Source organism: Mycobacterium sp. PO1, assembly GCF_017312405.1.
GTDB lineage: Bacteria > Actinomycetota > Actinomycetes > Mycobacteriales > Mycobacteriaceae > Mycobacterium.
In genome coordinates this window covers 1-24,089 of record NZ_BLTG01000119.1, presented here as the reverse complement: position 1 = coordinate 24,089, position 24,089 = coordinate 1, and the positions used below count along the sequence as shown (strand labels likewise).

24 protein-coding genes and 1 pseudogene are annotated in these 24,089 nt (G+C 68.5%); 13 read left to right on the top strand and 12 right to left on the bottom strand.

Annotated elements, in window-relative coordinates; all coding sequences use genetic code 11:
• Positions 1–188 precede the first annotated feature (188 nt).
• Positions 189–1,271 carry a hypothetical protein gene (locus tag J3476_RS26545; RefSeq protein WP_207069269.1) on the top strand — a complete coding sequence of 361 codons (1,083 nt, stop codon included), beginning with the start codon at positions 189–191 and terminating at the stop codon, positions 1,269–1,271.
• 39 nt (positions 1,272–1,310) lie between these two features.
• Here the strand turns inward: J3476_RS26545 and J3476_RS26540 are convergent, their stop codons facing one another.
• Positions 1,311–2,003, bottom strand: coding sequence for a response regulator (locus tag J3476_RS26540; RefSeq protein ID WP_207069268.1), 693 nt, complete (start codon positions 2,001–2,003; stop codon positions 1,311–1,313).
• Positions 2,003–3,592 carry an ATP-binding protein gene (locus tag J3476_RS26535; protein WP_207069267.1) on the bottom strand — a complete coding sequence of 530 codons (1,590 nt, stop codon included), beginning with the start codon at positions 3,590–3,592 and terminating at the stop codon, positions 2,003–2,005. Before J3476_RS26535 ends, J3476_RS26540 begins: the two co-directional genes overlap by 1 nt.
• A gap of 113 nt (positions 3,593–3,705) precedes the next feature.
• On the opposite strand from J3476_RS26535, the gene J3476_RS26530 reads away from it, so the two are divergent.
• Positions 3,706–5,103, top strand: coding sequence for a cation:dicarboxylate symporter family transporter (locus J3476_RS26530; protein ID WP_207069266.1), 1,398 nt, complete (start codon positions 3,706–3,708; stop codon positions 5,101–5,103).
• Positions 5,104–5,264: 161 nt separating this feature from the next.
• Here the strand turns inward: J3476_RS26530 and J3476_RS26525 are convergent, their stop codons facing one another.
• The 3 genes from J3476_RS26525 to J3476_RS26515 form a co-directional block, all read right to left on the bottom strand.
• On the bottom strand, positions 5,265–5,591 hold the full coding sequence (locus J3476_RS26525; protein ID WP_207069265.1) for a hypothetical protein: 327 nt from the start codon (positions 5,589–5,591) through the stop codon (positions 5,265–5,267).
• Positions 5,592–5,661: 70 nt separating this feature from the next.
• Positions 5,662–6,849, bottom strand: coding sequence for a lipid-transfer protein (locus J3476_RS26520; RefSeq protein WP_207069264.1), 1,188 nt, complete (start codon positions 6,847–6,849; stop codon positions 5,662–5,664).
• A gap of 49 nt (positions 6,850–6,898) precedes the next feature.
• Positions 6,899–7,810, bottom strand: a complete 912-nt coding sequence (locus J3476_RS26515; RefSeq protein ID WP_286183819.1) for a hypothetical protein — start codon at positions 7,808–7,810, stop codon at positions 6,899–6,901.
• A gap of 135 nt (positions 7,811–7,945) precedes the next feature.
• Between J3476_RS26515 and J3476_RS26510 the strand changes: the two genes are divergently transcribed.
• From J3476_RS26510 to J3476_RS26495, 4 genes are all read left to right on the top strand, one after another.
• The gene (locus tag J3476_RS26510) at positions 7,946–8,995 is read left to right on the top strand and encodes a dihydrodipicolinate reductase (RefSeq protein WP_207069263.1); all 1,050 of its coding nucleotides are present in this window, start codon (positions 7,946–7,948) and stop codon (positions 8,993–8,995) included.
• A gap of 15 nt (positions 8,996–9,010) precedes the next feature.
• A complete protein-coding gene (locus J3476_RS26505) occupies positions 9,011–9,484 on the top strand; it encodes an SRPBCC family protein (protein ID WP_207069262.1) in 474 nt (157 codons plus the stop codon).
• Positions 9,485–9,528: 44 nt separating this feature from the next.
• Positions 9,529–10,410 carry a patatin-like phospholipase family protein gene (locus tag J3476_RS26500; protein WP_373889127.1) on the top strand — a complete coding sequence of 294 codons (882 nt, stop codon included), beginning with the start codon at positions 9,529–9,531 and terminating at the stop codon, positions 10,408–10,410.
• 88 nt (positions 10,411–10,498) lie between these two features.
• Positions 10,499–10,915, top strand: coding sequence for a hypothetical protein (locus tag J3476_RS26495; protein WP_207069261.1), 417 nt, complete (start codon positions 10,499–10,501; stop codon positions 10,913–10,915).
• Here the strand turns inward: J3476_RS26495 and J3476_RS26490 are convergent.
• Together J3476_RS26490 and lpqV are read right to left on the bottom strand one after the other, a co-directional pair.
• Positions 10,912–11,886: a patatin-like phospholipase family protein gene (locus J3476_RS26490; RefSeq protein ID WP_207069260.1), complete on the bottom strand. Its 975-nt coding sequence runs from the start codon at positions 11,884–11,886 to the stop codon at positions 10,912–10,914. The genes J3476_RS26495 and J3476_RS26490 overlap by 4 nt on opposite strands.
• Positions 11,887–11,914: 28 nt before the next feature.
• Positions 11,915–12,367 carry a lipoprotein LpqV gene (gene lpqV, locus J3476_RS26485; RefSeq protein WP_207069259.1) on the bottom strand — a complete coding sequence of 151 codons (453 nt, stop codon included), beginning with the start codon at positions 12,365–12,367 and terminating at the stop codon, positions 11,915–11,917.
• Between the two features lie 112 nt (positions 12,368–12,479).
• On the opposite strand from lpqV, the gene J3476_RS26480 reads away from it, so the two are divergent.
• Positions 12,480–12,983, top strand: a complete 504-nt coding sequence (locus J3476_RS26480) for a cysteine dioxygenase family protein (protein ID WP_207069258.1) — start codon at positions 12,480–12,482, stop codon at positions 12,981–12,983.
• Complete coding sequence (locus J3476_RS26475) at positions 12,984–13,352, top strand: rhodanese-like domain-containing protein (protein ID WP_207069257.1); 369 nt, start codon at positions 12,984–12,986, stop codon at positions 13,350–13,352.
• On the opposite strand, the pseudogene J3476_RS26470 reads toward J3476_RS26475, so the two are convergent.
• The 3 genes and pseudogenes from J3476_RS26470 to J3476_RS26460 all read right to left on the bottom strand — a co-directional run bounded on the left by J3476_RS26470 (position 13,349) and on the right by J3476_RS26460 (position 16,973).
• A pseudogene (locus J3476_RS26470) lies at positions 13,349–15,133 on the bottom strand (alpha/beta hydrolase). The gene J3476_RS26475 and the pseudogene J3476_RS26470 sit on opposite strands and share 4 nt — an antisense overlap.
• Positions 15,134–15,142: 9 nt before the next feature.
• Positions 15,143–15,919: an enoyl-CoA hydratase gene (locus J3476_RS26465; RefSeq protein ID WP_207069256.1), complete on the bottom strand. Its 777-nt coding sequence runs from the start codon at positions 15,917–15,919 to the stop codon at positions 15,143–15,145.
• A 16-nt stretch (positions 15,920–15,935) separates the two neighbouring features.
• Positions 15,936–16,973 carry an enoyl-CoA hydratase/isomerase family protein gene (locus tag J3476_RS26460; RefSeq protein WP_207069255.1) on the bottom strand — a complete coding sequence of 346 codons (1,038 nt, stop codon included), beginning with the start codon at positions 16,971–16,973 and terminating at the stop codon, positions 15,936–15,938.
• A gap of 165 nt (positions 16,974–17,138) precedes the next feature.
• Here J3476_RS26460 and J3476_RS26455 point away from each other — a divergent pair, with 165 nt between their 5' ends.
• Positions 17,139–17,993 (top strand): Bax inhibitor-1/YccA family protein, encoded by an 855-nt coding sequence (locus J3476_RS26455; protein WP_152518351.1) that lies wholly within the window; start codon positions 17,139–17,141, stop codon positions 17,991–17,993.
• A gap of 140 nt (positions 17,994–18,133) precedes the next feature.
• Here the strand turns inward: J3476_RS26455 and J3476_RS26450 are convergent, their stop codons facing one another.
• Both J3476_RS26450 and J3476_RS26445 read right to left on the bottom strand, forming a co-directional pair.
• Complete coding sequence (locus J3476_RS26450; protein WP_207069254.1) at positions 18,134–19,351, bottom strand: acetyl-CoA C-acetyltransferase; 1,218 nt, start codon at positions 19,349–19,351, stop codon at positions 18,134–18,136.
• 59 nt (positions 19,352–19,410) lie between these two features.
• Positions 19,411–20,403 (bottom strand): SGNH/GDSL hydrolase family protein, encoded by a 993-nt coding sequence (locus tag J3476_RS26445; RefSeq protein WP_207069253.1) that lies wholly within the window; start codon positions 20,401–20,403, stop codon positions 19,411–19,413.
• Positions 20,404–20,596: 193 nt separating this feature from the next.
• Here J3476_RS26445 and J3476_RS26440 point away from each other — a divergent pair, with 193 nt between their 5' ends.
• From J3476_RS26440 to J3476_RS26425, 4 genes are all read left to right on the top strand, one after another.
• Complete coding sequence (locus tag J3476_RS26440) at positions 20,597–21,679, top strand: alpha/beta hydrolase (protein ID WP_207069252.1); 1,083 nt, start codon at positions 20,597–20,599, stop codon at positions 21,677–21,679.
• A gap of 29 nt (positions 21,680–21,708) precedes the next feature.
• A complete protein-coding gene (locus J3476_RS26435) occupies positions 21,709–23,103 on the top strand; it encodes a cystathionine beta-synthase (RefSeq protein WP_207069251.1) in 1,395 nt (464 codons plus the stop codon).
• A gap of 140 nt (positions 23,104–23,243) precedes the next feature.
• Positions 23,244–23,834, top strand: coding sequence for an RDD family protein (locus tag J3476_RS26430; RefSeq protein ID WP_207069250.1), 591 nt, complete (start codon positions 23,244–23,246; stop codon positions 23,832–23,834).
• Between the two features lie 14 nt (positions 23,835–23,848).
• Positions 23,849–24,089, top strand: a 241-nt coding sequence (locus tag J3476_RS26425; protein WP_207069249.1) for a hypothetical protein, incomplete at its 3' end; no start/stop codon positions are given.

Genomic DNA, 24,089 nt, shown 5'->3' with positions numbered 1-24,089 from the left:
GAGCCGATAACGAAGAAATTTCTAAGCGTGGCCTGAGAAGGGTGGCTATTTCGGGGCCGGACCGCGAATTGGCCCGATTGGCGTGTCGGTTTCGGTGGCTACACTCGGTGCAGGTCGCGCCCGATCCGGGCGTAACGACAGGGAATCTAGGGCCGGCGTTGGGTCAGCCGGTGGAGGTACCACGACACATGGCAAACATTTTGATGCCCAAGGGGCACATGGTGCTCGATGGCAGATCTGCGTCAGGTGTGACTGGCGCGGTGCTGGGGGCTGCTGGGCAGAATCCCGCCGTTCGGGAGCGCGAGATCACAATCGGCCGCGGCCCCATCGGCGATCTCGCCGTGGGAACTGCCGGGGCTCTGGTGACCAACCCCGGTGACGACACCGTGTCGATCCTTGATCCGGCGACGCTGTCCTTCGCCACGCACCTGGTGGCCGGGGAACCGGTCGCCGCGGTCGCATCCGAAGCCCAGGCATTCGTGGCGACGACGTCGGAGGATGAGGACCGGTTGTCGGTGATCGACCTCTCCACCGGCACCGTCACGGCCACGTTCCCACTCGCCGGCCCGGCAACCGCACTCGCCGTCGGCCCGGACGGCCAGCGTGTGTACGCCGGCCAGGACGACGAAGGACGTGTCGCGGTCGCGGTGATCGATACCGGCGCCGAGCGTGTCAGCACCATCGAGCTCGGCAGCGGTCCGGGCGCCGGCATCGACGCGCTGCGTGTCGATCCCACCGGCAAGCGGTTGGTCGCCGGCGTCACCGACGAGCGTGGCAGCCAGCTGATCATCGTCGACGCCGAGACGGCACGGGTGCGCCGGGTCGTGCCGGTCGGTTCGCCGATCCGCGACATCGCCCACGTCGGCAGCGCGGTCTACGTGTTGACCTCCGACCGCGCGGTGGGAGGTGCCGTGCAGGTCATCGACCTGTCCACCTACACCGTCACCGACACGGTGACGCTGGGCGGAGCCCCCACTCAGCTGGCCATGAGCCCCGACCTGGCGCGCGCCTACATCGTCGACTACGACCGCGTGACGGTCCTGTGCACGCTGCGCCTCGAGATCGTCGAGTCGTTGACGCTCGCCGGGCGGCCGTCCTGCGTGGCGTTGGCCGCCGACGGTTCTCGGCTCTATGCGGCTGATTACGCCGGCGGGGTGAGCGTCTTCGCGGTGTCCTCGACCATCGAGGAGCTGTACACGCAGTTCGTGGCGACCGACCCGATCATCGTGCGCGCCCCGCGTGCCCGCGAACTCCAGCCCGCCCCAGCCTGACCCGTCCCGCCTGGGACCTCGCGCGATGTTCGCGTGCGGTCAGCGCCACTGGTATCGGGTTTTCGGACGGCCGGCTCTCCCGTAGTCGGTAGCGCGCGACATCGTTCCCTCGTCGGCGAGGCGCTCGAGGTAGCGCCACGCCGTCACGCGCGACACCCCGACACGTTTGGCCACCTCGTCGGCAGTGATCCCGCCGTCGCCGCTGTCGCGGACAGCGCGCGCGATGTCGTCGTTCGTCGACGCCGCACCCGATCTCGGCGCGGTCGACCGGTCCGAGCTCACGCGTAATTCGGCCAGCGCACGGTCGACTTCGGCCTGGCTGGCCGCGTCGGTGCCCGCCGGCAGCGCCTCCCGGTAGCGCTGGTACCGCTCGAGGCGATCCCGGAAAGCGGCGAATGTGAACGGCTTGAGCAGGTAGGCCAGCGCCCCGTGTCCCACCGCCGCCCGCACCATCTCGAGGTCGCGCTCCGAAGTGATCGCGATGATGTCCGGCGCCGGCCGCAGCCCGGATAACGCTGAAGCCAGCGCGATTCCGCTTGCGTCGGGAAGTCCGAGGTCGAGCAGCACCAGATCGATGGCGCGCGCGTCCGCGGCGGCCTCGCTGGCTGCGCGCATCGCGTCACGCGCCGTGTGCGCCACCGCGTGCACCGAAAAGCCTTCCAGGCGGCCCAGGTATGACCGGTGCGCCTCCGCGATCAACTCCTCGTCCTCGACGATCAGCACCGAGATCATCAGCGGGGCACCGTCACTGTCACCACCGAGCCGTACGTCACGTCGGCGCTCAGCGTTCCGCCGTGACGGTTGACCACCTGGGCCACCAGCGCCAGACCGAGCCCGTGCCGGTCAGCGTCCTCACCCACCTTCGTCGAATAGCCGCGCGTCATCGCCTGGGCAAAGGTGTTGACATCCATACCTTCTCCGCTGTCAGCCACCCTGATCAGCAGTCGGTGTGCATCCTGGTGGACGGTCACCTCCACCCACGGCTCGGCCCGGTCGCAGGCATCCATGGCGTTGTCGATCAGGTTGCCCAACACCGTGACCATCTCCTGTCCCGTCAGCAGCAGTTCGTCGGCCTCGGCCGGAAGCTGCGTGTCCTCGGTGACGGTGAACTCGATGCCCCGCTCATCGGCCTGAGCCGCCTTGCCCAGCAACAACGCCACCAACGCCGGCTCACTCACCGCCTCGGACAGTCGGTCGACGAGACGCTGGGACAGTTCCAACTCGTCGGTGGCGAAGGTGACGGCCTCATCCGGGCGTCCCATCTCGACCATCGTCACGACGGTGTGCAGCTTGTTGGCCGCCTCGTGTGCCTGCGATCGCAGCGAGTCGGTCAACACCTTCAACGAGTTGAGTTCGCCCAGCGCTCCCTGCAATTCGGTGCGGTCGCGAATCGTCACCACTTCGGCGTGACTCGACTCCGGGTGGCGGGGCAGCCGCACAGGGGACCGGTTCACCACCAGCACGCGCTCGTCGGTCACGTGGATCTCATCGCGAGCACCCGGGTTGAACGATCGCAGGAACTCGGGCAGGTCCTCCCGTCGCACGGCTCCCGACGGGAGCGCCAGCAGGCGCCGGGCCTCGTCGTTGACCAAGGCCACCCCGTCTGCGTCGAGCACGATCAGCCCCTCGGACACCGAGTGCAGGATCGCGTCGTGGTGTTCGTACATCACGCGCAGCTCATCGGGACGCAATCCGTGGGTCTGCCGGAGCAGTCGACGCCGGATCGCCCACAGGCCGATGGCCGAGACCGCAACGGCGCCAAGGACAACGGCGGCGATGCCGGGCCACTGTGCCCGCCAGCGGTCGGCCAGGCTCTGCTGCAGGATTCCCGCCGAGACCAGGCCGACGATGTCGCCGGCCGTATTTCGTACCGGGGCGACCGCGCGGATCGACGGCCCCAACGTGCCGGTGTAGACCTCGGTGAACGTCTCACCGCGCAGAGCCGGCGCGATGGTCCCGATGTAGTCACCACCGATCTGGTCGGGATCGGTGTGGGTGAAACGGGTGCGGTCCGGCGCCATGATCGTGATGAAGGCGATGTCGGTGTGGGTGCGGACCGCTTCGGTCACCGGTTGGAGCACCTCGGTGGCGCGGCCGGACTCGATCGCTTCGGCCGTCGACGGCGCGTCGGCCAGCGCGGTGGCGATGCCGAGCACCTGCTGACGCGCAGCGGCGTCACCGTCGCCGCGGGCGTCGATCAGCGCCAGCGCGCTGCCGGCCACCACGATCAGCGCGATCACCACGACCTGCAGCGCGATCGCCTGTCCCGCCAACGACCGTGGCCACCCACGGCGGCCCGAGGTGAGCGGTGTCGGTGCCATCGTCCGCACCGCCTTCCACCGTGAACGAAATGAACTAAAACGTGACCTGGCTCACGCCCTGGCCGACCATCCTTGCAGACCCCATTGTCGACCCGAGCCCGGAGGACACCATCATGACGACCACGACAGATCGGCCGACGGTGCCGCAGCCGGCGCAGCCACCCAAACGACGCGACAGGACGCACTGGCTCTACATCGCCGTCATCGTCGCCGTGCTGGCCGGGGTCGGGGTCGGGATCATGGCCCCCGAGATCGGCAAGAGCGTCGGCGTGCTCGGCACCATGTTCGTCGCGCTGATCAAGATGATGATCGCGCCGGTGATCTTCTGCACGATCGTGTTGGGCATCGGCTCGGTCCGCAAGGCCGCCACGGTCGGCAAGGTCGGCGGGCTGGCATTCGTCTACTTCCTGGTGATGTCCACCTTCGCGCTGGGCATCGGGCTGGTCGTCGGCAACCTCCTGCACCCGGGTGCGGGTATGAACCTGACAGAGAACGCCGGCAAGGGAGCCGAACTCGCCGACAAGGCGCACGAAGCGGGCGGGCTGATGGAGTTCGTCCAGGGCATCATCCCGACGTCGTTGTTCTCGTCACTGACCGAAGGCAGCGTGCTGCAGGCGTTGTTCGTCGCGCTGCTGGTCGGCTTCGCGTTGCAAGGCCTGGGCGCCGCGGGCCAGCCGATCCTGCGCGGGATCGAACACCTCCAGAAGTTGGTGTTCAAGGTGTTGGTGATGATCCTGTGGCTGGCCCCCATCGGCGCGTTCGGCGCGATCGCCAACGTGGTCGGGCAGACCGGCTGGGCCGCGGTCGGTCAGCTGATGGCACTGATGCTGGGCTTCTACCTGACCTGCGTGATCTTCGTGTTCGGCGTGCTCGGCTCGCTGCTGCGCGTGGTGTCCGGGGTGTCGATCTTCAAGCTGGTGCGCTACCTGGCCCGCGAATACCTGCTCATCGTGTCCACGTCGTCGTCGGAATCCGCGCTGCCGCGGCTCATCGCGAAGATGGAGCATCTCGGCGTGAACCGCTCCACCGTCGGCGTCGTCGTGCCCACCGGCTACTCGTTCAACCTCGACGGCACGGCGATCTACCTGACCATGGCGTCGTTGTTCATCGCCGGCGCGCTCGGCGACCCGCTGACCGTCGGTGAGCAGATCGGTCTGCTGGTGTTCATGATCGTGGCGTCCAAGGGCGCGGCAGGGGTGACAGGCGCCGGCCTGGCGACGCTGGCCGGGGGACTGCAGGCCCACCGACCCGACCTGCTCGACGGCGTCGGGCTGATCGTCGGGATCGACCGATTCATGTCCGAGGCACGTGCGCTGACCAACTTCTCGGGCAATGCGGTGGCGACCCTGCTGGTCGGTTCCTGGACCAAGACTGTCGACACGGCCAAGGTGGATGCCGTGCTGGCGGGCCGTGATCCGTTCGACGAGATCACCATGCTCGACGACTCCCACGCCACCCAGACCTCGCACGTCGACGAGCCGGCGCAGGCGAAAGTCCCTGCGGCGGTGTAGGGCGCGCGAAGGGAAGGCCCGGCCGGCCCCGACGGCCGGGCCTTTTCGCGCGTTCGCGCGATTGCGCGTCGCCGGCCTTCGGGTGCCGCGACAGTACGCATTGTGATCGAACGGGTCCGAAATCCGTCACAATGCGTACTGTCGCAAAGGCACCCCCTGCATCAGCGTGCGCAGTCCAGCGAAACCGAGATGGACTGGTGCACGACGACATCGACGACCTCACCGTCGTCACGACCGCCATGGCCGCCGGCGCCGCCGGCGCCGCCGATCACCACTGCGGGCACGGTGATCTGCTGCGGGTTGCGCAACCCGGTCACCACACAGTCCTGGATCGGTGCGTTGCCGATGCGGTCGACAGTGACCGTGTAACCCGCCAACTCGAGTTGCTCGATGACGTCGAGCGGATTGCGCGGGTCGGCGGCGGCCAAACCGGCGGCAGCACTCACCAGTGCCGCCACCGCGGCTGCGACGATTCCCAGCGTGCGCATCGTCGAACCTCCACGGAACTCCGAAGGATCCCGACCTGCCGGTTACATCGCTGACGCAGGGTCCGCCGTTTCAGCGCTCCGCGCGCTGGTAGGCGGTGACGACCGCGGCCCCACCCAGCCCGATGTTGTGCTGCAGCGCGGCGGTGACGTCGTCGACCTGGCGCTTGTCCGCGGTGCCGCGCAACTGCCAGGTCAGTTCGCTGCACTGCGCCAGCCCGGTGGCGCCCAGCGGGTGTCCCTTGGAGATCAGGCCGCCTGACGGGTTGACCACCCACCGTCCGCCGTAGGTGGTCTGCTCGTCGTCGATCAACTTGGGTGCTTCCCCCGGTCCGCACAGCCCGAGCGCCTCGTAGAGCAGCAGTTCGTTGGCCGAGAAGCAGTCGTGCAGTTCGATGACCTGGAAGTCCTCCGGGCCGAGGCCCGACTGCTGGTACACCTTCTGCGCGGCCTGCACGTTCATGTCGTAGCCGATGATGTTGGCCGCGCTGCCGTCGAAGGTGGACGCGAAATCGGTGGTCATCGCCTGCCCCACGATCTCGACGGCCTGACCGGACAGCTCGTGACGCGCGACGAACTCCTCACTGGCGAGCACCACCGCAGCCGACCCGTCGGAGGTCGGCGAGCACTGCAGCTTGGTCAGCGGGTCGGAGATCATCTTGGCGCCGAGGATGTCGTCGAGGCTGTACTCGTCCTGGAATTGCGCGTACGGATTGTTGACCGAATGCTTGTGGTTCTTGAATCCGATCTTGGCGAAATGTTCGGCGGTGGTGCCGTACTTGCGCATGTGCTCACGGCCCGCGGCTCCGAACATCCACGGCGCCACCGGAAACTGCATCTCGTCGATGTCATTGAGCGCCAGGATGTGTCGCTTCATCGGCGACTCGCGGTCGTCGGCCCCGCCGCCCAGCGAACCCGGCTGCATCTTCTCGAAGCCCAACGCCAGCACGCAGTCGGTCAGCCCGCCGCGGATCGCCTGGGCGCCCAGGTACAGCGCGGTCGACCCCGTCGAGCAGTTGTTGTTCACGTTGACGATCGGGATGCCGGTCATGCCGAGTTCGTAGAGCGCACGCTGGCCGCACGTGGAATCCCCGGCGACGTAGCCGACGTAGCCCTGCTCGACCTCGGTGTAGTCGATGCCGGCGTCGGCCAGCGCCTTGCTGCCGGACTCCTGGGCCATCTGGGGGTAGTCCCACCCCTCTTTCCGCCCAGGCTTCTCGAACTTCGTCATCCCGACACCCACCACGAACACGCGGTTCATGAGCGTCCTCCCTTCGCGGCGTTGCGTTCTCGAAGGGAACTTAGCGCGCTCAGCCGAATTCGATCCACCACTCGTGCAGTTCGGCGAGGTCGGGCCCCTGCGCGTCGACCAGCAGCAGTGCCTCGTCGTTGGTCCACACCAGGTCCGGGTTGCCGTTGTAGGTGCCGCAGGCGACCTTGCCGGCCACGTCGTCAGGGGTGTCGGTGTAGTGCCAGGTCGTCGGCGATTCGAGACCGCTGCCCGGGCATTCGAGCAGTTCCTCGTTGACGCCGATCGCCTGGTCGAACCCGGCGTCGAGGGTCGCCCGATCGCCGAACAGCGAATACCGCGTGCTTGCCGGCCCGCCCGGCGAGTTCGACGGCCCGCAGTCGACCGTGGCGAGAGCGGTGCCCGCCGGCGACACCGGCTCGCAGTTCGACGCGTCGTGTCCCGCCGACAGCAGTCCCATCAGTTGCGCGTTGAGCGACTCGTCGGGCGACGGCGCGGCAGTGGTGGTTCTCGGTCGCCGGGTCGGCTCGCGCGCCGAGGTGGTCGGTGCGGCGGTGGGCGACGTGGTGGCCGCGGTGCCCGACCCCGAGTCATCCGAACGCATGACCAGCCAGATTCCGACCCCGGCCAGGACGAGCAGGCCCACGACGGCCGCGGCGATCAGCGCGATGATGGGGCCCTTGTTCTGCCCCCCGCCGGGCGGCGGACCTTGCTGGGGCCAGCCCGGGGGCGGCCCCTGCGGTGGCGGATAAGCCGGGTTGCCGCCGTAGTGCGCACCACCCGGCGGCGGATAGGACGCACCGGGATACTGCGGTGCGCCCGGCGGGGCATACGACGGACCCGGGGGAGGGTACGCCGAGCTCGGCTGCGGGGTCGGCGGCGACCAGCCCTGCCCGGGCGTGGCGCCCTGGTCCTCGGGTTGGCGCCGGTCGTTCCGGGAGCCGCCGGGGGGTCCCTGGTTCGGGTCGCTCATCGAGGTTCCCTCCGGTGTGTGGTGCCAGCCCCGTCACCTTAATGCGCAGTTGCCCGTTTCGCGTGCTCCTGGACGAGTATCGGTGTAGACCACTAGTAGAACGTGTTCTAGTTTTGCGGCTACGAGGAGGATGACATGGCGTTGCGGGTCGTGCAGTGGGCCACCGGCGGAGTCGGCGTCGCCGCGATCAGAGGCGTCATCGAGCACCCCGAGCTGGAGTTGGTCGGCTGCTGGGTGCACTCGCCGGACAAGGCGGGGCGCGACGTCGGGGAGATCGCCGGCGTCGACCCGGTGGGGGTGGCCGCCACCGACAGCGTCGAGGAGATCCTCGCCCTCGGCGCCGACGCCGTGGTCTACACGCCCCTGCTGCCCAACCCCGACGAGGTGGCCGCCCTGCTGCGTTCGGGCAAGAACGTGGTCAGCCCCGTCGGCTGGTTCTATCCGTCGGACAAGGAGGCGGCGCCGTTGCGCGCCGCGGCGCTGGAGGGCAACGCGACGCTGCACGGCACCGGCATCGCCCCGGGCGGAATCAGCGAGAAGTTCCCGCTGATGCTGTCCGCGATGTCGACCGGTGTGACGTTCGTCCGGGCCGAGGAATTCTCCGACCTGCGCACGTACGAGGCGCCGGATGTGCTGCGCTACGTGATGGGCTTCGGCGACACCCCGGAGAAGGCGCTCACCGGCCCCATGCAGAAGTTGCTCGACGGCGGATTCATCCAGTCGGTGCGCATGATCGTCGACAAGATCGGGTTCGCCGCCGACCCGGTGGTGCGTTCCTCGCAGGAAGTCGCGGTGGCCACCGCGCCGATCGACTCTCCGATGGGCGTCATCGAGCCCGGTCAGGTCGCGGCCCGCAAGTTCCACTGGGAGGCGCTGGTCGGCGACGACGTCGTCGTGCGTGTGACGGTCAACTGGCTCATGGGGGAACGGGATCTCTACCCCGCCTGGGACTTCGGTCCCGAAGGTCAGCGCTACGAGATGGAGGTCCGCGGCGACCCGAGCTTCACCGTGTCGGTCAAGGGCTTCCAGTCGGAGTTCGGTGACGAGGGCCCGGAGTCCGGAATCGTGGCGACCGCCGCGCACTGCGTGAACTCCGTGCCCGCGGTGTGCGCCGCCGCGCCGGGCATCGCCACCTATCTGGACCTGCCGTTGCTCGGCGGCAGAGCCGCTCCCCGGCTCGGCTGATCTAGCATCGCTGCCATGCCCGCACCCCAGGTCATGGAGCACTCGCGCGCGATTCCCGTCGACGTCGCGACAGCCTTCGATCGCACCTTGCCGATAGCACTGCCGACGCTGTTCCGCCGCTGGTACGGGCCGATCGCGCCGATCAAGGCGATCCGCGATCAGACCGGGGAGTGGGACAACGTCGGACAGACCCGCACGGTCGTGCAGGTCGGCGGCGGCAGCATGCGCGAAGAACTCACGCTGCTCGATCCGCCCAACCGGTTCGGCTACACGCTTTCCGGGATCACCGGTCCGCTGGCACCACTGGTCGACCACATCGAGGGCCAGTGGCGTTTCGCTCCCGTCGGCACCGGCACCCGGGTGACCTGGCACTGGGTGGTCCACCCGAAGACGCGCGCCGCGACGGCCCTGATGCCGGCGTTCGCCGCGCTGTGGCGCGGCTATGCCCGGCAGGCTCTCGAGCAGCTCTCCGAGGAACTGCTGGGCTGAAGCGTCCGACCTTCGGCCGTGGTCGACACAACGAGAGGATTGCCGTGGCGCAGAGCAGCCTGACCACCTTCGACCGTGCCTTGGTCCTCGCCGGCGGAGGTCTGGCCGGCATCGCCTGGGAGACAGGGGTGTTGCAGGGCATCTGTGACGAGCGGTCCGATGCGGGAGAGGCGCTGCTTGCCAGTGATGTGCTGCTCGGAACCTCGGCGGGTTCGACGGTCGCCGCCCAGCTCAGCAGCGGCCTGAGCCTCGAGGAGCTCTTCGACCGGCAGACCTCCGACGCCGGTGGTGCGCACGAGCTCCATCCCGGTGTCTCGGTGGAGTCCATCACCGAGCTGTTCATGAGCGCCATGCTGGCTCCGGACACCACCGCTGTACAGAAGCTGCAGAGGATCGGCGCGATCGCCGCGCAGACCGATACCGTGGCCGAGTCGGTGCGCCGCGAGGTCATCGCCCACCGGCTGCCCTCGCACCATTGGCCGTCACGCGTCCTGCGGGTCACCGGAATCGACGTCGACACCGGCGAACTCGTGGTGTTCGACAACGAATCCGGGGTGGATCTCGTCGATGCCGTGGCGGCGAGCTGTGCGGTGCCCGGCGTCTGGCCGACGGTGACGATCGGTGATCGCCGGTTCATGGACGGCGGCGTCGGCAGCACCGTGAACATGGTCGCCGCGCGCGACTGCGCCGCGGCCGTCGCGCTCGTGCCGTCGGGCATCGATTCGCCGTCCCCGTGGGGCGGCGGTGCGATCGACGAGATCGATGCCTTTCCCGGTGCGGCACTGGCGATCTTCGCCGACGCCGACTCGGCGCAGGCCTTCGGCCCCAACCCTCTCGACCCGGCCTGCCGGGCACCGTCGGCGCGGGCCGGCCGCGGGCAGGGGCGCCGAGAGGCGGAGCGAGTGGCCGAGTTCCTCGGCGTGTGACGTGCCGGTCATCACCCGCCGTAGGCGAGACAGGTTGTGCAGCAGCGCTCTATGATCCGCTCATCGACCGACACGACCTTGGGGGAACGTGAAGCTCAGCACTGTCACCGCCGTATCGGCCATCTGCTTCGGGTGCACACTCGGGCTTTCCGCTCCGGCGTGGTCGGATGGCCCGGTATTCAACGGCACCTTCCGTTTCGTCTCCGATGACGGTTCGACCTCCACCTGGGTGGTGACTCCCTGTGGGACGGGATGCGCGCATGTCGTCAGCGACACAGGCTATGTGAACGTTGACGCGCAGTTGGTGGATGGGCAGTGGCGGTTCACCTACACCCATCCCGCTGCCTGGGACTGCGAAGACGGCACCGACGCGCCCGGGACCCGGCACGTGACCTTGGACGCCGCCACGCTGCGCGGCACCGTGGCCCAGGGCCCGGACATGGTGTGCGGGGAGACCGATGTGGTCGAAGAGGCTTACGGCTTCGCGCTGAACCAGATCGGCTAAGTCGCCGGCTCACCGGCGTCGAGGCTGTTCAGCGCCACGCTGGCGAGTTCCTGGCCGATCTCGATGACCTCGTCGGCGCGGTGGAAATCCAAGCTGCGGCATACGGTTCGCGGCACCTCGATCAGCAGATCGGGCGGGTAGGCCGCCAGCGTGTGGCGGGCCAGCGCGGCCTGCGCGATGTCGATGGTGCGGTTCATCACCTCGAAACCGCCCAGTCGCGGCACCACCGGCAGGCTCGTGGCGGCCACGGTCTCGGCGTCGTCGGGATCGTCGGCGTCGACGAAGCGGCCCAGTACCGAACGGCCGGTGGGCGTGTCGAGCAGGCTGCGCGCGGTCTTGGTGTCCAACAGCGACGACGTGCTGCGCCACATCCGGTTCAGCCAGTCGGTGGAAGGCCTTGTCTCCCGTTCGCCTCGTGAGACCTCCGGGTCGTCACCGCCCAGGCTCACCGCGATCGTCGCGTCGGCCGGGGCCGCGGCGATCGGCGCCATCGGGATCGGGTCGAGAATCCCGCCGTCGGCGAGCAGCCGGCCGTCGAGGACATGTGGTGTGATCACGCCGGGGATGGCGATCGATGCCCGGATCGCGTCGTCGACCGGTCCGCGTTGCATCCACACCGACTTTCCCGTGATCAAGTCGGTGGCCACCGAGGTGAACGGGATCGGCAGCTCTTCGATCGTCACCTCGCCGAGGATTTCCCGCACCGCCTCGAGGATCTTCTCGGCCCGCAGCACACCCGCCGCCGCGATCGACGGATCCAGCAGTCGCAGCACCGCTCGCTGTGTCAACGAGCTTGCCCACACCGCGTATTCGTCGAGTTTGCCGGCCGCCTCCAAGCCGCCGACCAGTGCACCCATCGACGAGCCGGCGATGCCGACGATCTCGTGGCCCCGCTCGTGCAGCTCGTTGATCACGCCGATGTGGGCGTAACCGCGTGCACCGCCGGAGCCCAACGCCAATGCCACCCGCATGGGATTCATTGTGCGCGGCCCAGCCGGGCTAGCCGCACATCCTGTCGGCGGCCGCCTCGACTGCGACGATCACCGCGGATTGCTGGCCGGCAGACAATTCCGACCACGGTGCGCCGAATGTCGCCGGACCCGCGTTCTGGGTGCTCTGCACCATCGCCAGATAGGGCTCGATCTGGGCCTGCAGGTCATCGCCGCGCTGCTCCATCCAGGTGCGTGCGGCCATACATGCCTGGAAGTAGTCATCCTCGGTGGATTCCGCCGGTGCGCCGACCGCCGTCGTCACCCCACCTGGGGATATCGCGACCTCGCCGGGCGGCGGCGGGGCCGGTGTGGCCTGCTCGGTGGTCGTCCCCGGCGGTGACGATGTCGGGGAATCCGGCACCGGGGACGTCGTTTCCGGACCGCTGTCCGGAGAACAGCCGCTCACCGATATCACGGTTACCGCGACAGCGCCCACGGCGAACTGGGGGTACCTGCGCATGCCGTCAATCTATGCAACACTGGTCGGCGTGAACGACGTGGCCTGGTGGATGGAGTGTTGTCGGCTCTGATGCCGACCCCGATTCCCCTCGTCCCGTTCCTGGAGTTCCCCCATGTCTGCCACCTCCGTTCTGCCCACCCGTCTGCGGTTGGCCGATCTGCTGCACACCACCGACCGGTTCGCCGACGAGGTTCTGCGCGGTCGCTACGACCATCTCTTCCCGGCCGACGGCCTGCCTCGTGACGAGCGCTGGTTCGTCCGGTTGCACGGCGACGACGAACTGGATGTCTGGCTGATCAGCTGGGTTCCCCAGCGCTCGACCGAGCTGCACGACCACGGCGGGTCACTGGGCGCACTCACGGTGCTGTCCGGTGCGTTGCGCGAAACCCGCTGGGACGGAGAAGGGTTGCGGGAGCGCTTGTTGGTCGCCGGCGATCAGGCCGGCTTTCCGCTCGGCTGGGTGCACGATGTCGAAGACGATGCGGAGGGGCGAGCGACTCTCAGTGTGCACGCCTATTCGCCGCCGTTGACGGTGATGTCCTACTACGACCTCACCGATCAGGACACGTTGCGGCGCACCCGGACCACGCTGACCGATGCGCCGGAGGACAGCTAGATGACCAGCCGGATCGATGCGGTGCTCGACGCCGCGCGGACCCGATTGACCAGGATGCCGGCCGAGGAGGTGCCCGCCGCCCTGGCCCGCGGCGCAGTGCTGGTGGACATCCGCCCCGCCGCTCAGCGTGCCGCCGAAGGCGAGGTGGCTGCCGCGCTGGTCGTCGAACGCAACGTCCTGGAATGGCGCTGCGACCCGACCAGCGACGCGCGACTGCCCCAGGCGGTCGGTGACGACGTCGAATGGGTGGTGCTGTGTTCTGAGGGCTACACCTCCAGCCTGGCCGCCGCCGCGTTGAAGGATCTCGGCCTGCACCGGGCCACCGATGTGATCGGCGGCTACCACGCCCTCAAAAGGGTTGTGGTCTAGGAGTTCTCGCCGCTGTGCATGAGCGGGCGCAGGCGTTCGGTCTTCTCCGGCGTCCAGCCCGGCGGCTGTAGCACCGCCGCCCAGCCGTTGACCACGTCGCGGACGTACACGTGGCCGTGCCCATCGGGGACGTTGACCGCCACCGCCATGTCGGCGGACACCTGCAGGAACGTGACTACCGGCATCCAGTCCATTCGCGGCGACACGTCGTAGCCACGCCGCTCCTTGAGCCAGTCCGGTTCGCGGAACAACAGATCCGGCGTCCACCAGGCGATGGGATCGGAGGCGTGCTGCAGGTAGACCACCCGCGGTTCACCCCACGGGTCGGCGGGCCGGCCCAGATTGTCGGGACGTGCCACGAACCGCGCGTTGTAACCCTTGTCGTAGATCGGTAGCCACATCGGTGAGCCGGGGTCGCGGTTGGCGGTGAGGTCGGTCCAGATGGTGTTGTTGAACGTCGGCCCCGAGAACAACGCCCCGTCGGTCCGGGCGACCAGGTTGTCCAGGCTCAGGAACGGCGCTTCGCCGCCGAAGGAACCCAGGCTCTCGCCGAACACCACCAGCCTGGGCCGGTCCGCCTCGGGCCTGGCGCGGACGAGTTCGTCCACCGCCTCGAACAGGGCCTGACCGGCCTGGCGGGCGTTCTCCTTGTCGACGAGGAACGAGATCCAGCTCGGCAGGAACGAATACTGCATCGACACGATCGCGGTGTCGCCGTTGAACATGTACTCCAGCGCCGAGGCCTCGGCCTCGTTGATCCAGCCGGTGCCGGTGGTGGTGGCCACGGCGACAACCTCGCGGTCCAGCCCACCGGTGCGCAACAACTCCTGGGCGGCGATCTGCGCGGTCTCGCGGATGTCGTCGCCGGCGTCCTTGCCTGCGTAAGCGCGGATCGGCTCGGTCGCGGGCGCACCGTTGAACTCGGTCAGCTCCGCCACCGTCGGCCCGCCGGCGACGAAGATCCGCCCCTGGTGCCCCAGCGACGCCCACGACACCAGCGACTCGGGGCCGCCGGACCGCAACGTCGTCGTCGGGGTCGGAGAGTTGGGCGAGTCCTCGTCGTTGACCGCGGCGAAGGTGCTGTTGAGCCAGTCCATCGCGACGCGGGCGACCACACCGTTGAGCAGAGCCACGGTCAGGGCGAGGACCAGGCCGACGGCCACCACCCCCGAAACCCGCCGCGGCGCCACCCGTTCGAGCTGGCGGACGAGAAACAGCACGAGCTTGCGGATCAGCTGGCCGAGCTCCACGAGCACGAACATGACGATCAGCGCCAGCACCGCGGCCTGCGGATAGTTGTACTAACGCAGATGCGGAACGCCCATCAGGTCACGTACATCGTTCTGCCAGACCTGGAAGAAGAACTCCATCCCCACCAGGCTGGCGAGGCCGGCCACCAGCAGCGCCAGCCAGGCCCAGTGCGGGGCCGGGGGGCTGCTGTCCTTGCCCCGCATGTAGCGGACCAGCCACACGCCGAACACCCCGAGCAGGTAGCCCGCGGCGCCGGCGCCACCGCTGACGAGGCCCTGGAACAGCGGGCCGCGCGGCAGCAGGGACGGGGTCAGCGACAACCAGACGAACACCAGGCCGACCGCGCTGCCGGTGAACGTGTAGTGGCGCTGCCACCACGGCAGCGTGCGCTGCTCGTCGGAGGTCGACGGCTCGGACTCGGGATGGCCGGCCGTGGCTGACGGCGTCGCTGTGGCGACCGGGGACGGCTCGTTGTCAGACCCCGTCGCGGGCTGCTGCTGCGGCCTCTGCTCCGTCCCTGGTTCGCTCACGAGGGCACTTTAACGGTGTGTGAAGTTCGCGGCGCGTTTCTCGGTGAACGCGGCCATCCCTTCGGTCTGATCGTCGGTGGCGAACGCCGAGTGGAACAGGCGGCGTTCGTAGAGAAGGCCCTCGGACAGCGTGGTCTCGAAGGAGCGGTCGACCGCCTCCTTGGCCATCCGCGCCGCCGACAGCGACATCCCGGCGATGGTGGCCGCCACCTTGTTGGCCTCGTCGAGCAGGGCGTCGGCGGGCACCACCCGAGACACCAGCCCGGCGCGCTCGGCTTCCTCGGCGTCCATGTTGCGCCCGGTCAGAATCAGATCCATCGCCTTGGCCTTGCCGATCGCGCGGGTCAACCGCTGCGAGCCGCCCATGCCGGGGAGCACTCCCAGCTTGATCTCCGGCTGCCCGAACTTCGCGGTGTCCGCGGCGATCAGGATGTCGCACATCATGGCCAGCTCGCAGCCGCCGCCCAGCGCGTAGCCGGCGACCGCGGCGATCGTCGGGGTCCGGGTGGCGGCGAACCTGCCCCAGGCGGCGAAGAAATCCGCGGCGAACACGTCGGCGAACGACAGCTCGGCCATCTCCTTGATGTCGGCACCTGCGGCGAAGGCCTTCTCGTTGCCGGTCAGGATGATGGCGCCGACGCCGGGGTCGGCGTCGAGTTCGGCTGCGGCGCCGGTCACTTCATTCATCACCTGGGTGTTGAGGGCGTTGAGCGCCTTGGGCCGGTTCAAGGTGATGGTGGCGACTCGGTCGGTGCGGGTGACCAGGATGGTCTCGAAAGATGTCATGGCGTCCTTTCAGGGGTCAGTCGAAGCTCAGGTCTGGGTCTGCCGGGGCGAAGTACGCGTCGACGTCGGCAGTGGTGACCCCCTCGGACGACCGAGGTGACCATTTCGGGTTGCGATCTTTGTCGATCAACTGTGCACGGATACCCTCGACCAGGTCGTGGGATCGCAGCGATGCGCAGGAGGTGCGGAACTCCTGGCGCAGCACGTCTTCCAGACTGGTGAGCCTGCCCGCCCTGCGGACGGCCTCCAGCGTGACGGCCAGCGCGACGGGGGAGCGCGACGAGATCAGCTCGGCGGCTTTGGCGGCCGGCTCGCCGCCTCGGTCGCCCAATGCCGCCAGGATGTCGGAGACGGTGTCGGCGGCGTAGCACTCGTCGATCCAGTCCCGCTGGGCGAGAAGGGGGCTGGGGGGCGGCTCCTGTGCATGAGCGGCGACCGCGGCCGCTGGGCCGTCGGCGGTGGCCGTGGCGAGGAATGCCTCGAGTAGGTCGTGGGGAACGAAATGATCGGCGAAGCCCATGGCGATGGCGTCGGCGCCGGTGAACGGGGCGCCGCTGAGTGCCGCATGCAGCCCGAGCAGGCCGGGGGTGCGCGCCAGCAGATAGGTGCCGCCGACGTCGGGGATGAAGCCGATGCCCACCTCGGGCATCGCCATCTTCGTGGTGTCGGTCGCGATCCGGACGCTGCCGTGGGCGCTGATGCCGACGCCACCGCCCATCGTGATCCCGTCCATGATCGCCACATACGGCTTCGGGTAGCGCCCGATCTGGGCGTTGACCAGATATTCGTCGTGCCAGAACTGGCGGGCTTCGGTGCCGTCGCCCCTGGCGCTGTGGTAGATCGCCACCACGTCGCCGCCGGCGCACAGACCGCGTTCGCCGGCGCCGTCGACGATCACGCACGCCACGTCGTCGTCGTCCTGCCACGCCGTCAACGCCGCCCCGATCTGGGTGACCATCGGATGGGTCAGCGAGTTGATCGCCTTGGGCCGGTTGAGCGTGATGCGCCCGACCGAACCGTCGACCTTTACTAGGACATCCTCGTTTTCGTCCACGCCATGCAATCTAGATCGTCTGCCGCCTCAGGTCAGGCCCGGGTAAGGTTTCCTGGGAAGAACCTGGGAAGGGATCGCGCGGTCTTCGGTCGCGGCGGGAACCTACCGGGAAACTCGATCGTTGAGTGTTCGTCACGACTCGGATTCACAGGAAAGGAACCGACGGTGCGCGAGAGCAGCAACCCGGTATTCCGTTCGCTGCCCCAGGGGCGGCAGGGCGGATACGCGCAGTTCGGTACCGGAGCCGCCGGCTACGGTGCCCAAGCGGTACAGGCTGACCCCTACACGACCCAGCAGTACCCCGACCAGCGGCAGACCGGTGTCTCCCGCCCGCTGACCATCGACGACGTCGTCACCAAGACCGGCATGACGCTGGCCGTGCTGAGCGCCGTCGCGGTCGTCTCCTACTTCCTGGTGTCCCAGAACCTGGGGCTGGCCATGCCGTTCACGCTGGTCGGCGCCTTCGGCGGACTTGCGCTGGTGCTGGTGGCCACCTTCGGCCGCAAGCAGGACAACCCGGCCATCGTGCTGAGCTACGCGGCCCTCGAAGGTCTGTTCGTCGGCGCGATCTCGTTCGTGTTCGCCAACATGATCTCCACCGGCGGACCGGGCATGATCGCCCAGGCGATCGTCGGCACCATCGGCGTGTTCTTCGGCATGCTCGTCGTCTACAAGACCGGCGCCATCCGGGTCACGCCGAAGTTCACCCGCTTCATCGTGGCGGCCATGTTCGGTGCGCTGGCTTTGATGCTGCTCAACCTCGTGCTCGCGCTCTTCGGCGTCGGTGGCGGTGAAGGCTTCGGCCTGCGCAGCGGCGGCCCGCTGGCGATCATCTTCTCGCTGGTGGTCATCGGCATCGCCGCGTTCTCGTTCCTGATCGACTTCGACGCCGCCGACCAGATGGTCCGCGCCGGCGCGCCGGAGAAGGCGGCGTGGGGCATCGCGCTGGGTCTGACCGTCACCCTGGTCTGGCTCTACGTCGAGATCCTGCGCCTGCTGAGTTACTTCAACCAGGACTAGCAGCCTGTGCGCGAAGGGCCGCCCACCACGGTGGGCGGCCCTTTTCGTTGCGCTGTGGGCGTTATGGCGTTGAGACTGCGTGTGGCGCGGTGGTCACTCGCACTTTCCCGCTCTCACTGCAGTCTCAACGCCAGAAGGCCTCAGGACAGGCGCTCGACCACCATGGCCATGCCCTGGCCGCCACCGACGCACATCGTCTCGATGCCGAAGGTCTTGTCGTGGTAGGCGAGGTTGTTCAGCAGCGTCGCGGTGATGCGTGCCCCGGTCATGCCGAACGGGTGTCCCAGCGCGATCGCACCACCGGAGACGTTGAGCTTGTCCTCGTCCATGCCGAGTTCGCGGGCCGAGCCGAGCACCTGGACTGCGAACGCCTCGTTGATCTCGTACAGGTCGATGTCGCTGATCGACATCTTCGCGTTGGCCAGCGCCTTCTTGACGGCCTCGATGGGGCCGAGCCCCATGATCTCCGGCGACAGGCCGGTGACGCCCGTGGAGACGATGCGCGCCAGCGGCGTCAGGCCGAGCTCCTTGGCCTTGGTGTCGCTCATGATGATCACCGCGGCCGCACCGTCGTTCAGCGGGCAGGCATTGCCGGCGGTGATCGTGCCGTTGGGCCGGAACACCGGCTTGAGCTGGCTGATCTTCTCGTAGGTGGTTCCGGCGCGGGGCCCGTCGTCGGTGCTGACGACGGTGCCGTCGGGCAGCGTCACCGGGGCGATCTCGCGGGCGAAGAAGCCGCTGTTGATCGCTTCCTCGGCGCGGTTCTGCGACCGCACACCCCAGTGGTCCTGGTCCTCGCGGCTGATGCCGGTGAATGCGGCGACGTTCTCAGCCGTCTGTCCCATCGCGATGTACACGTCGGGCAGCGCACCGTCCTCGCGGGGGTCGTGCCACTCCGTGGCGCCGGCGGCGGCCTGCTCGGTGCGGGCGACCGCGTCGTCGAACATCGGGTTCCTGGTGTCCGGCGCCCCGTCGGCCATGCCCTTGGCGAACCGTGACACCGTCTCCACGCCGGCGGAGATGAAGGCGTCGCCCTCGCCGGCCTTGATGGCGTGGAAGGCCATCCGGGTGGTCTGCAGCGACGACGAGCAGTACCGGTTGACCGTCGTGCCCGGCAGGAAGTCGTAGCCGAGTTCGACAGCGACGGCGCGGGCGATGTTGTACCCGGACTCCCCGGCGGGCTGGCCGCAGCCCATCATCAGGTCGTCGATGTCGCGCGGATCCAGCGCGGGCACCTTGTCCAGGGCCGCGCGGACCATCTGCGCGGCGAGGTCGTCGGGGCGCATCGAGACGAGCGAGCCCTTGTTGGCCCGACCGATCGGGGATCGGGTGGCGGCGACGATGACGGCTTCGGGCATGAGGGCTCCTAGAACTCGGGGACTGGGATCGGGAACGGATTCACAACGTGTGACCGAACCTAGCCCGCGCTCACCACGATCGGAGCGGGCACCCCGGTGGAACGCCGCCACAACCGGCTCAGCGCCGTGACCCGTGACAGCAGCGAACCGGAGTCGGCGGTGCGGGATTCCAGGGCTTCCTCGGGCGGCTCACCGCACACGAACTCACCCAGCTGATGGCACAGGGCCGGCAGCAGCTGCTTGGCCGCCAGGGCGTAGCCCGCCGCCGAGGGATGGAACATGTCCGACGAGAACAACACCTCAGGCGCCTGATAGAAGTGCGGGGCGAGCAGATCGGAGAACGGCACCGCCACCCCGCCGGCGGCCCGCACCGCGCCGGCCTGGGCGCGGGCCAACCGCAGGCCGCGGCTGCGCGCCACCCAGCGCAGCGGCTGCGGGATGGCCTTGATGACGCCGAAGTCGGGGCACGTTCCGACCACGACGACCGCCCCGCTGTCACGCAACCGGCGCACCGCACGGCCCACGCGGCGCGCCGACGGGCTGATGCCGTTGGGCTTGGTGATGTCGTTGGCGCCGATCATGATCACCGCCGCATCGGGCGGCGGGCCGGCGACGAACATCGCGTCGATCTGTCCGGACAGTCCCTTCGACGTGGCGCCGACGATCGCTTTGGTGCTCAGCCGTATGCGCAGTCCCGACTCCTCGGCCAGGCCCCGCGCCAGCAGCACACCGGGCACCTCGTCAGCGGTGGTGCACCCGTAGCCGGTGGCGGTGGAGTCGCCGAAGATCATCAGATGCAGGTCGAAGGGCACGCCGCGATGCCAGCGATCGACCGGGCCGCCGCCGGGGCGGTAGACGCCGTCCGCCCGCGGCGGGATGTCCCACGATTTCGGGATGACCTGTCGGGCCTGGTCGGCCTGCCCGCTGAGCAGATTGCGGGCCCCGAGATACGCCGAACCCGTCGAAGCCAGGGTTGCCGCGGCCGCCAGCGCGATGGCTGAGCGGCGCGGCCTGCGATTGCCTGCGCGAGGAGCATTACCGGTGCTACCCACACCGCAAGTTTAGGGCCCGATGCCGCCGAACACCGGCGGCGAAAGCGGATGGCCGATCACAGTGCGGTATCGACTCCGGTGTCAAAGGCGTTTAAACGATTGTGATACTGGTTACAAATGGCAAGCTAAGTAAAGAGCTAGTCTGAGTAACCCGGCTTATCCCGGCACTACAACGTTGTAGGAGTTGGTCGCGATGACGGCACCGAGTAAGGTCCCCAGCTCCGCGCGGGTGGGTATCGGACCAGCTAGAGCACTTAAAGCCCGCCGCTACCCGGTCAGTGACGCTGCCCCGGTCGAGGTCGTCGAGGACGGGCCGAGCATCGCCGGTCGCCTGATGAGCCTGGCGGCGATGATGACCATCAAGCCCACCTTGATGGTCGGCAGCTACGCTCCCCGGCTGCCCTGGCCGTGGGGTTTGGTTGATTTCGCCGCCCGCATCATGCGCCCGCCGGCCGGCACGGTGCGCGCCACCATCGGCCTGCCGCACTGCACCGCGCAGCTGGTCCGCGCGTCCGGGGTGCTGCCCGCCGACGGCAAGCGCAGCGTCATCTTGTACATGCACGGTGGTGCGTTCCTGACCTGCGGGGTGAACACGCACGGCCGGCTGGTGGCGGCGTTGTCGAAGTTCGCCGACAGCCCCGTCCTGGTGGTCAATTACCGGATGATCCCGAACCATTCGGTGGGGACGGCGCTCGACGACTGCTTCGACGCCTACCGGTGGTTGCGGGAAACGGGCTACGAGCCTGATCAGATCGTGCTGGCCGGCGACTCCGCCGGTGGTTATCTGTCGTTGGCGCTGGCCGAACGGCTCCTGGCCGAAGGTATCGACGTCGACGATTGCGGCTACGAGCCGGAGTCCCCGGCTGCAGTCGTCACGATGTCCCCACTGTTCGAGATCGACAACGAGGCCCGCGCCGACCATCCCAACGTGCGCAGCGACGCCATGTTCCCGCACAAGGCGTTCCATGCGCTGGTCGAGCTGATCGAAGAGGCGGCCTCCAAGCGCATCGTCGACGGCGCGCCCGAGCAGATCTACGAGCCGCTCGACCACATCGAACCGGGCTTACCGCGCACGCTCATCCACGTGTCGGGATCGGAGGTGTTGCTCAGCGACGCGCGCAAAGCGGCGCGTCTGCTCGCCGCGGCGGGTGTCCCCGTCGAGATCCGGATCTGGCCAGGTCAGATGCATGTATTCCAATTGGGCGCGCCGGCGGTGTCGGAAGCAACCCGCTCGATCCGGCAGATCGGCGAGTACATCCGTGAGGCCACCTGGTAGCTGCGGAGCCGGCCTGGGACGATAGAGCCATGCGCATCGCCCGGCACATCAGTGAGCTCATCGGCCACACCCCGCTCGTGCAGTTGAACTCGGTCGTCACACCGGGGGCGGGCACCGTGGCGGCCAAGATCGAGTACCTCAACCCGGGCGGCAGTTCCAAGGACCGCATCGCGATCAAGATGATCGACGCCGCCGAGGCCAGCGGGGAGTTGCGGCCGGGCGGCACCATCGTCGAGCCCACCTCGGGCAACACGGGAGTCGGTCTGGCGCTCGTCGCCCAACAGCGCGGCTACAAGTGCATCTTCGTGTGCCCGGACAAGGTCAGCGGTGACAAGCAGAACGTGCTTCGCGCCTACGGGGCCGACGTCGTGGTGTGCCCCACCGCGGTACCGCCGGATCACCCCGACAGCTACTACAGCGTGTCCAACCGGCTGGTGGAGGAGATCGAGGGGGCCTGGAAGCCCGACCAGTACTCCAACCCGATGGGCCCGGCCAGCCACTACGAGACCACCGGCCCCGAGATCTGGGAGGACACCGACGGGAAGGTCACCCACTTCGTCGCCGGCGTGGGCACGGGAGGGACGATCACCGGTGCCGGGCGCTATCTCAAGGAGGTGTCCGGCGGTCGGGTGAAGGTCATCGGCGTGGATCCGGAGGGTTCGGTGTACTCCGGCGGCACCGGGCGGCCCTACCTGGTCGAAGGTGTCGGCGAGGATTTCTGGCCCTCGGCCTACGACCCGTCGGTCCCCGACGAGATCATCGCGGTGTCCGACGCGGACTCGTTCGACATGACACGGCGCCTGGCCCGGGAAGAAGCGCTGCTGGTCGGCGGCTCGTGCGGGATGGCCGTGGTGGCCGCCGTCCAGGTCGCCGAGCGGGCCGGGCCGGACTCGCTGGTGGTGGTGCTGCTGCCCGATGGCGGGCGGGGCTACATGTCGAAGATCTTCAGCGACGAGTGGATGTCGTCGTACGGCTTCCTGCGCAGCCGCCTGGACGGCACCGTGGAAGAGTCCACCGTCGGGGACGTGCTGCGGCGCAAGTCCGGCGCGCTGCCCGATCTGGTGCACACCCATCCGTCTGAGACGGTGCGTGACGCGATCGGAATCCTGCGCGAGTACGGCGTGTCGCAGATGCCTGTCGTCGGCGCCGAGCCGCCGGTGATGGCCGGGGAGGTCGCCGGCAGCGTCTCCGAGCGGGAGCTGCTCTCGGCCGTGTTCGAAGGCCGCGCCAAGCTCGCCGACGCCGTGGCCGAGCACATGAGCCCACCGCTGCCGTTGGTCGGCGCAGGTGAACTGGTCAGTAACGCCGCCAAGACGCTGCGGGACTGCGATGCGGTGATGGTGGTCGAGGACGGAAAGCCGGTGGGCGTCCTGACCCGGCACGACCTGCTGGGATTCCTGTCCGACGGCAACGTGCGCCGTTGACCCGATAGGACAACCGGCGCCGGATGGCAATAGCCGCGCTGGCCCGTGCGTTCTCCTGATCGGCTCGCGGCCGTGAAACGCCGGTTCTAAGGTTTTTCTCAGGTAGTGTGAGCAGGCTCGTTCCCGTACGGAAGGCGTCGATGACCGCTCCGCCGCCGCCACCCGGCGGTCTCCGGCCCGTGCCGGCGTCGGTTGGCTTCGTGACCACGCCCGGCATGCCGGCGGGTTCCTCTGCCGACTCGTTCATCCCCTGGCGGACCCGCGTGTGCGCCTGGCTGCTCGACTACCTGCCCGTCTCTCTGCTGATCGGTATCGGCTGGGGGGTGCTGACGGCCACCCGCGAGACGACGTGCGTCGCCGACATCTCCGAATACGATCTCGGCGAGTTCTGCAGGGCCGATGCGTCGACCGTCGGCAGAGTTTCGGCGCTTGCGGTGTTTCCCGTGCTGGCGCTGGCCTATCTGATCTGGAACCTCGGCTACCGGCAGGGTGTCACCGGTTGCAGCATCGGCAAGTCGATCATGGGTTTCCAGCTGATCGGCGAGAAGGACGGCCGGCCAATTGGTTTCGCCATGTCGCTGCTCCGGGAGTTCGGTCACCTGCTCCTGCTTGCGGCATGCGGACTGCTCTGGTTCGTCGCAGTGCTGTATCCCCTGTGGGATGCTAAGCGCCAGACCGTGGCGGACAAGATCATGTCAACTGTGTGTGTACCGCTTCCCACCGCCCACTGAGCGAAGGAGATCCGATGTCGGACAACCCATCACAGCCCGGCGGATACCCGCCCGAAGGGGCGTCGCAGCCGCCGCAGGGCGGTTACCCCCCGCCGCCGTCGGGTTCTCAGCCGCCGCAGGGCGGCTATCCGCCGCCCCCTCCGGGCGGTTACCCGCCTCCACCTTCGGGTTCCCAGCCACCGCAGGGCGGTTACCCGCCTCCGCCGCCGGGATCGCAGCCCACCCAGGGCGGATACCCGCCGCCCCCTCCGGGGG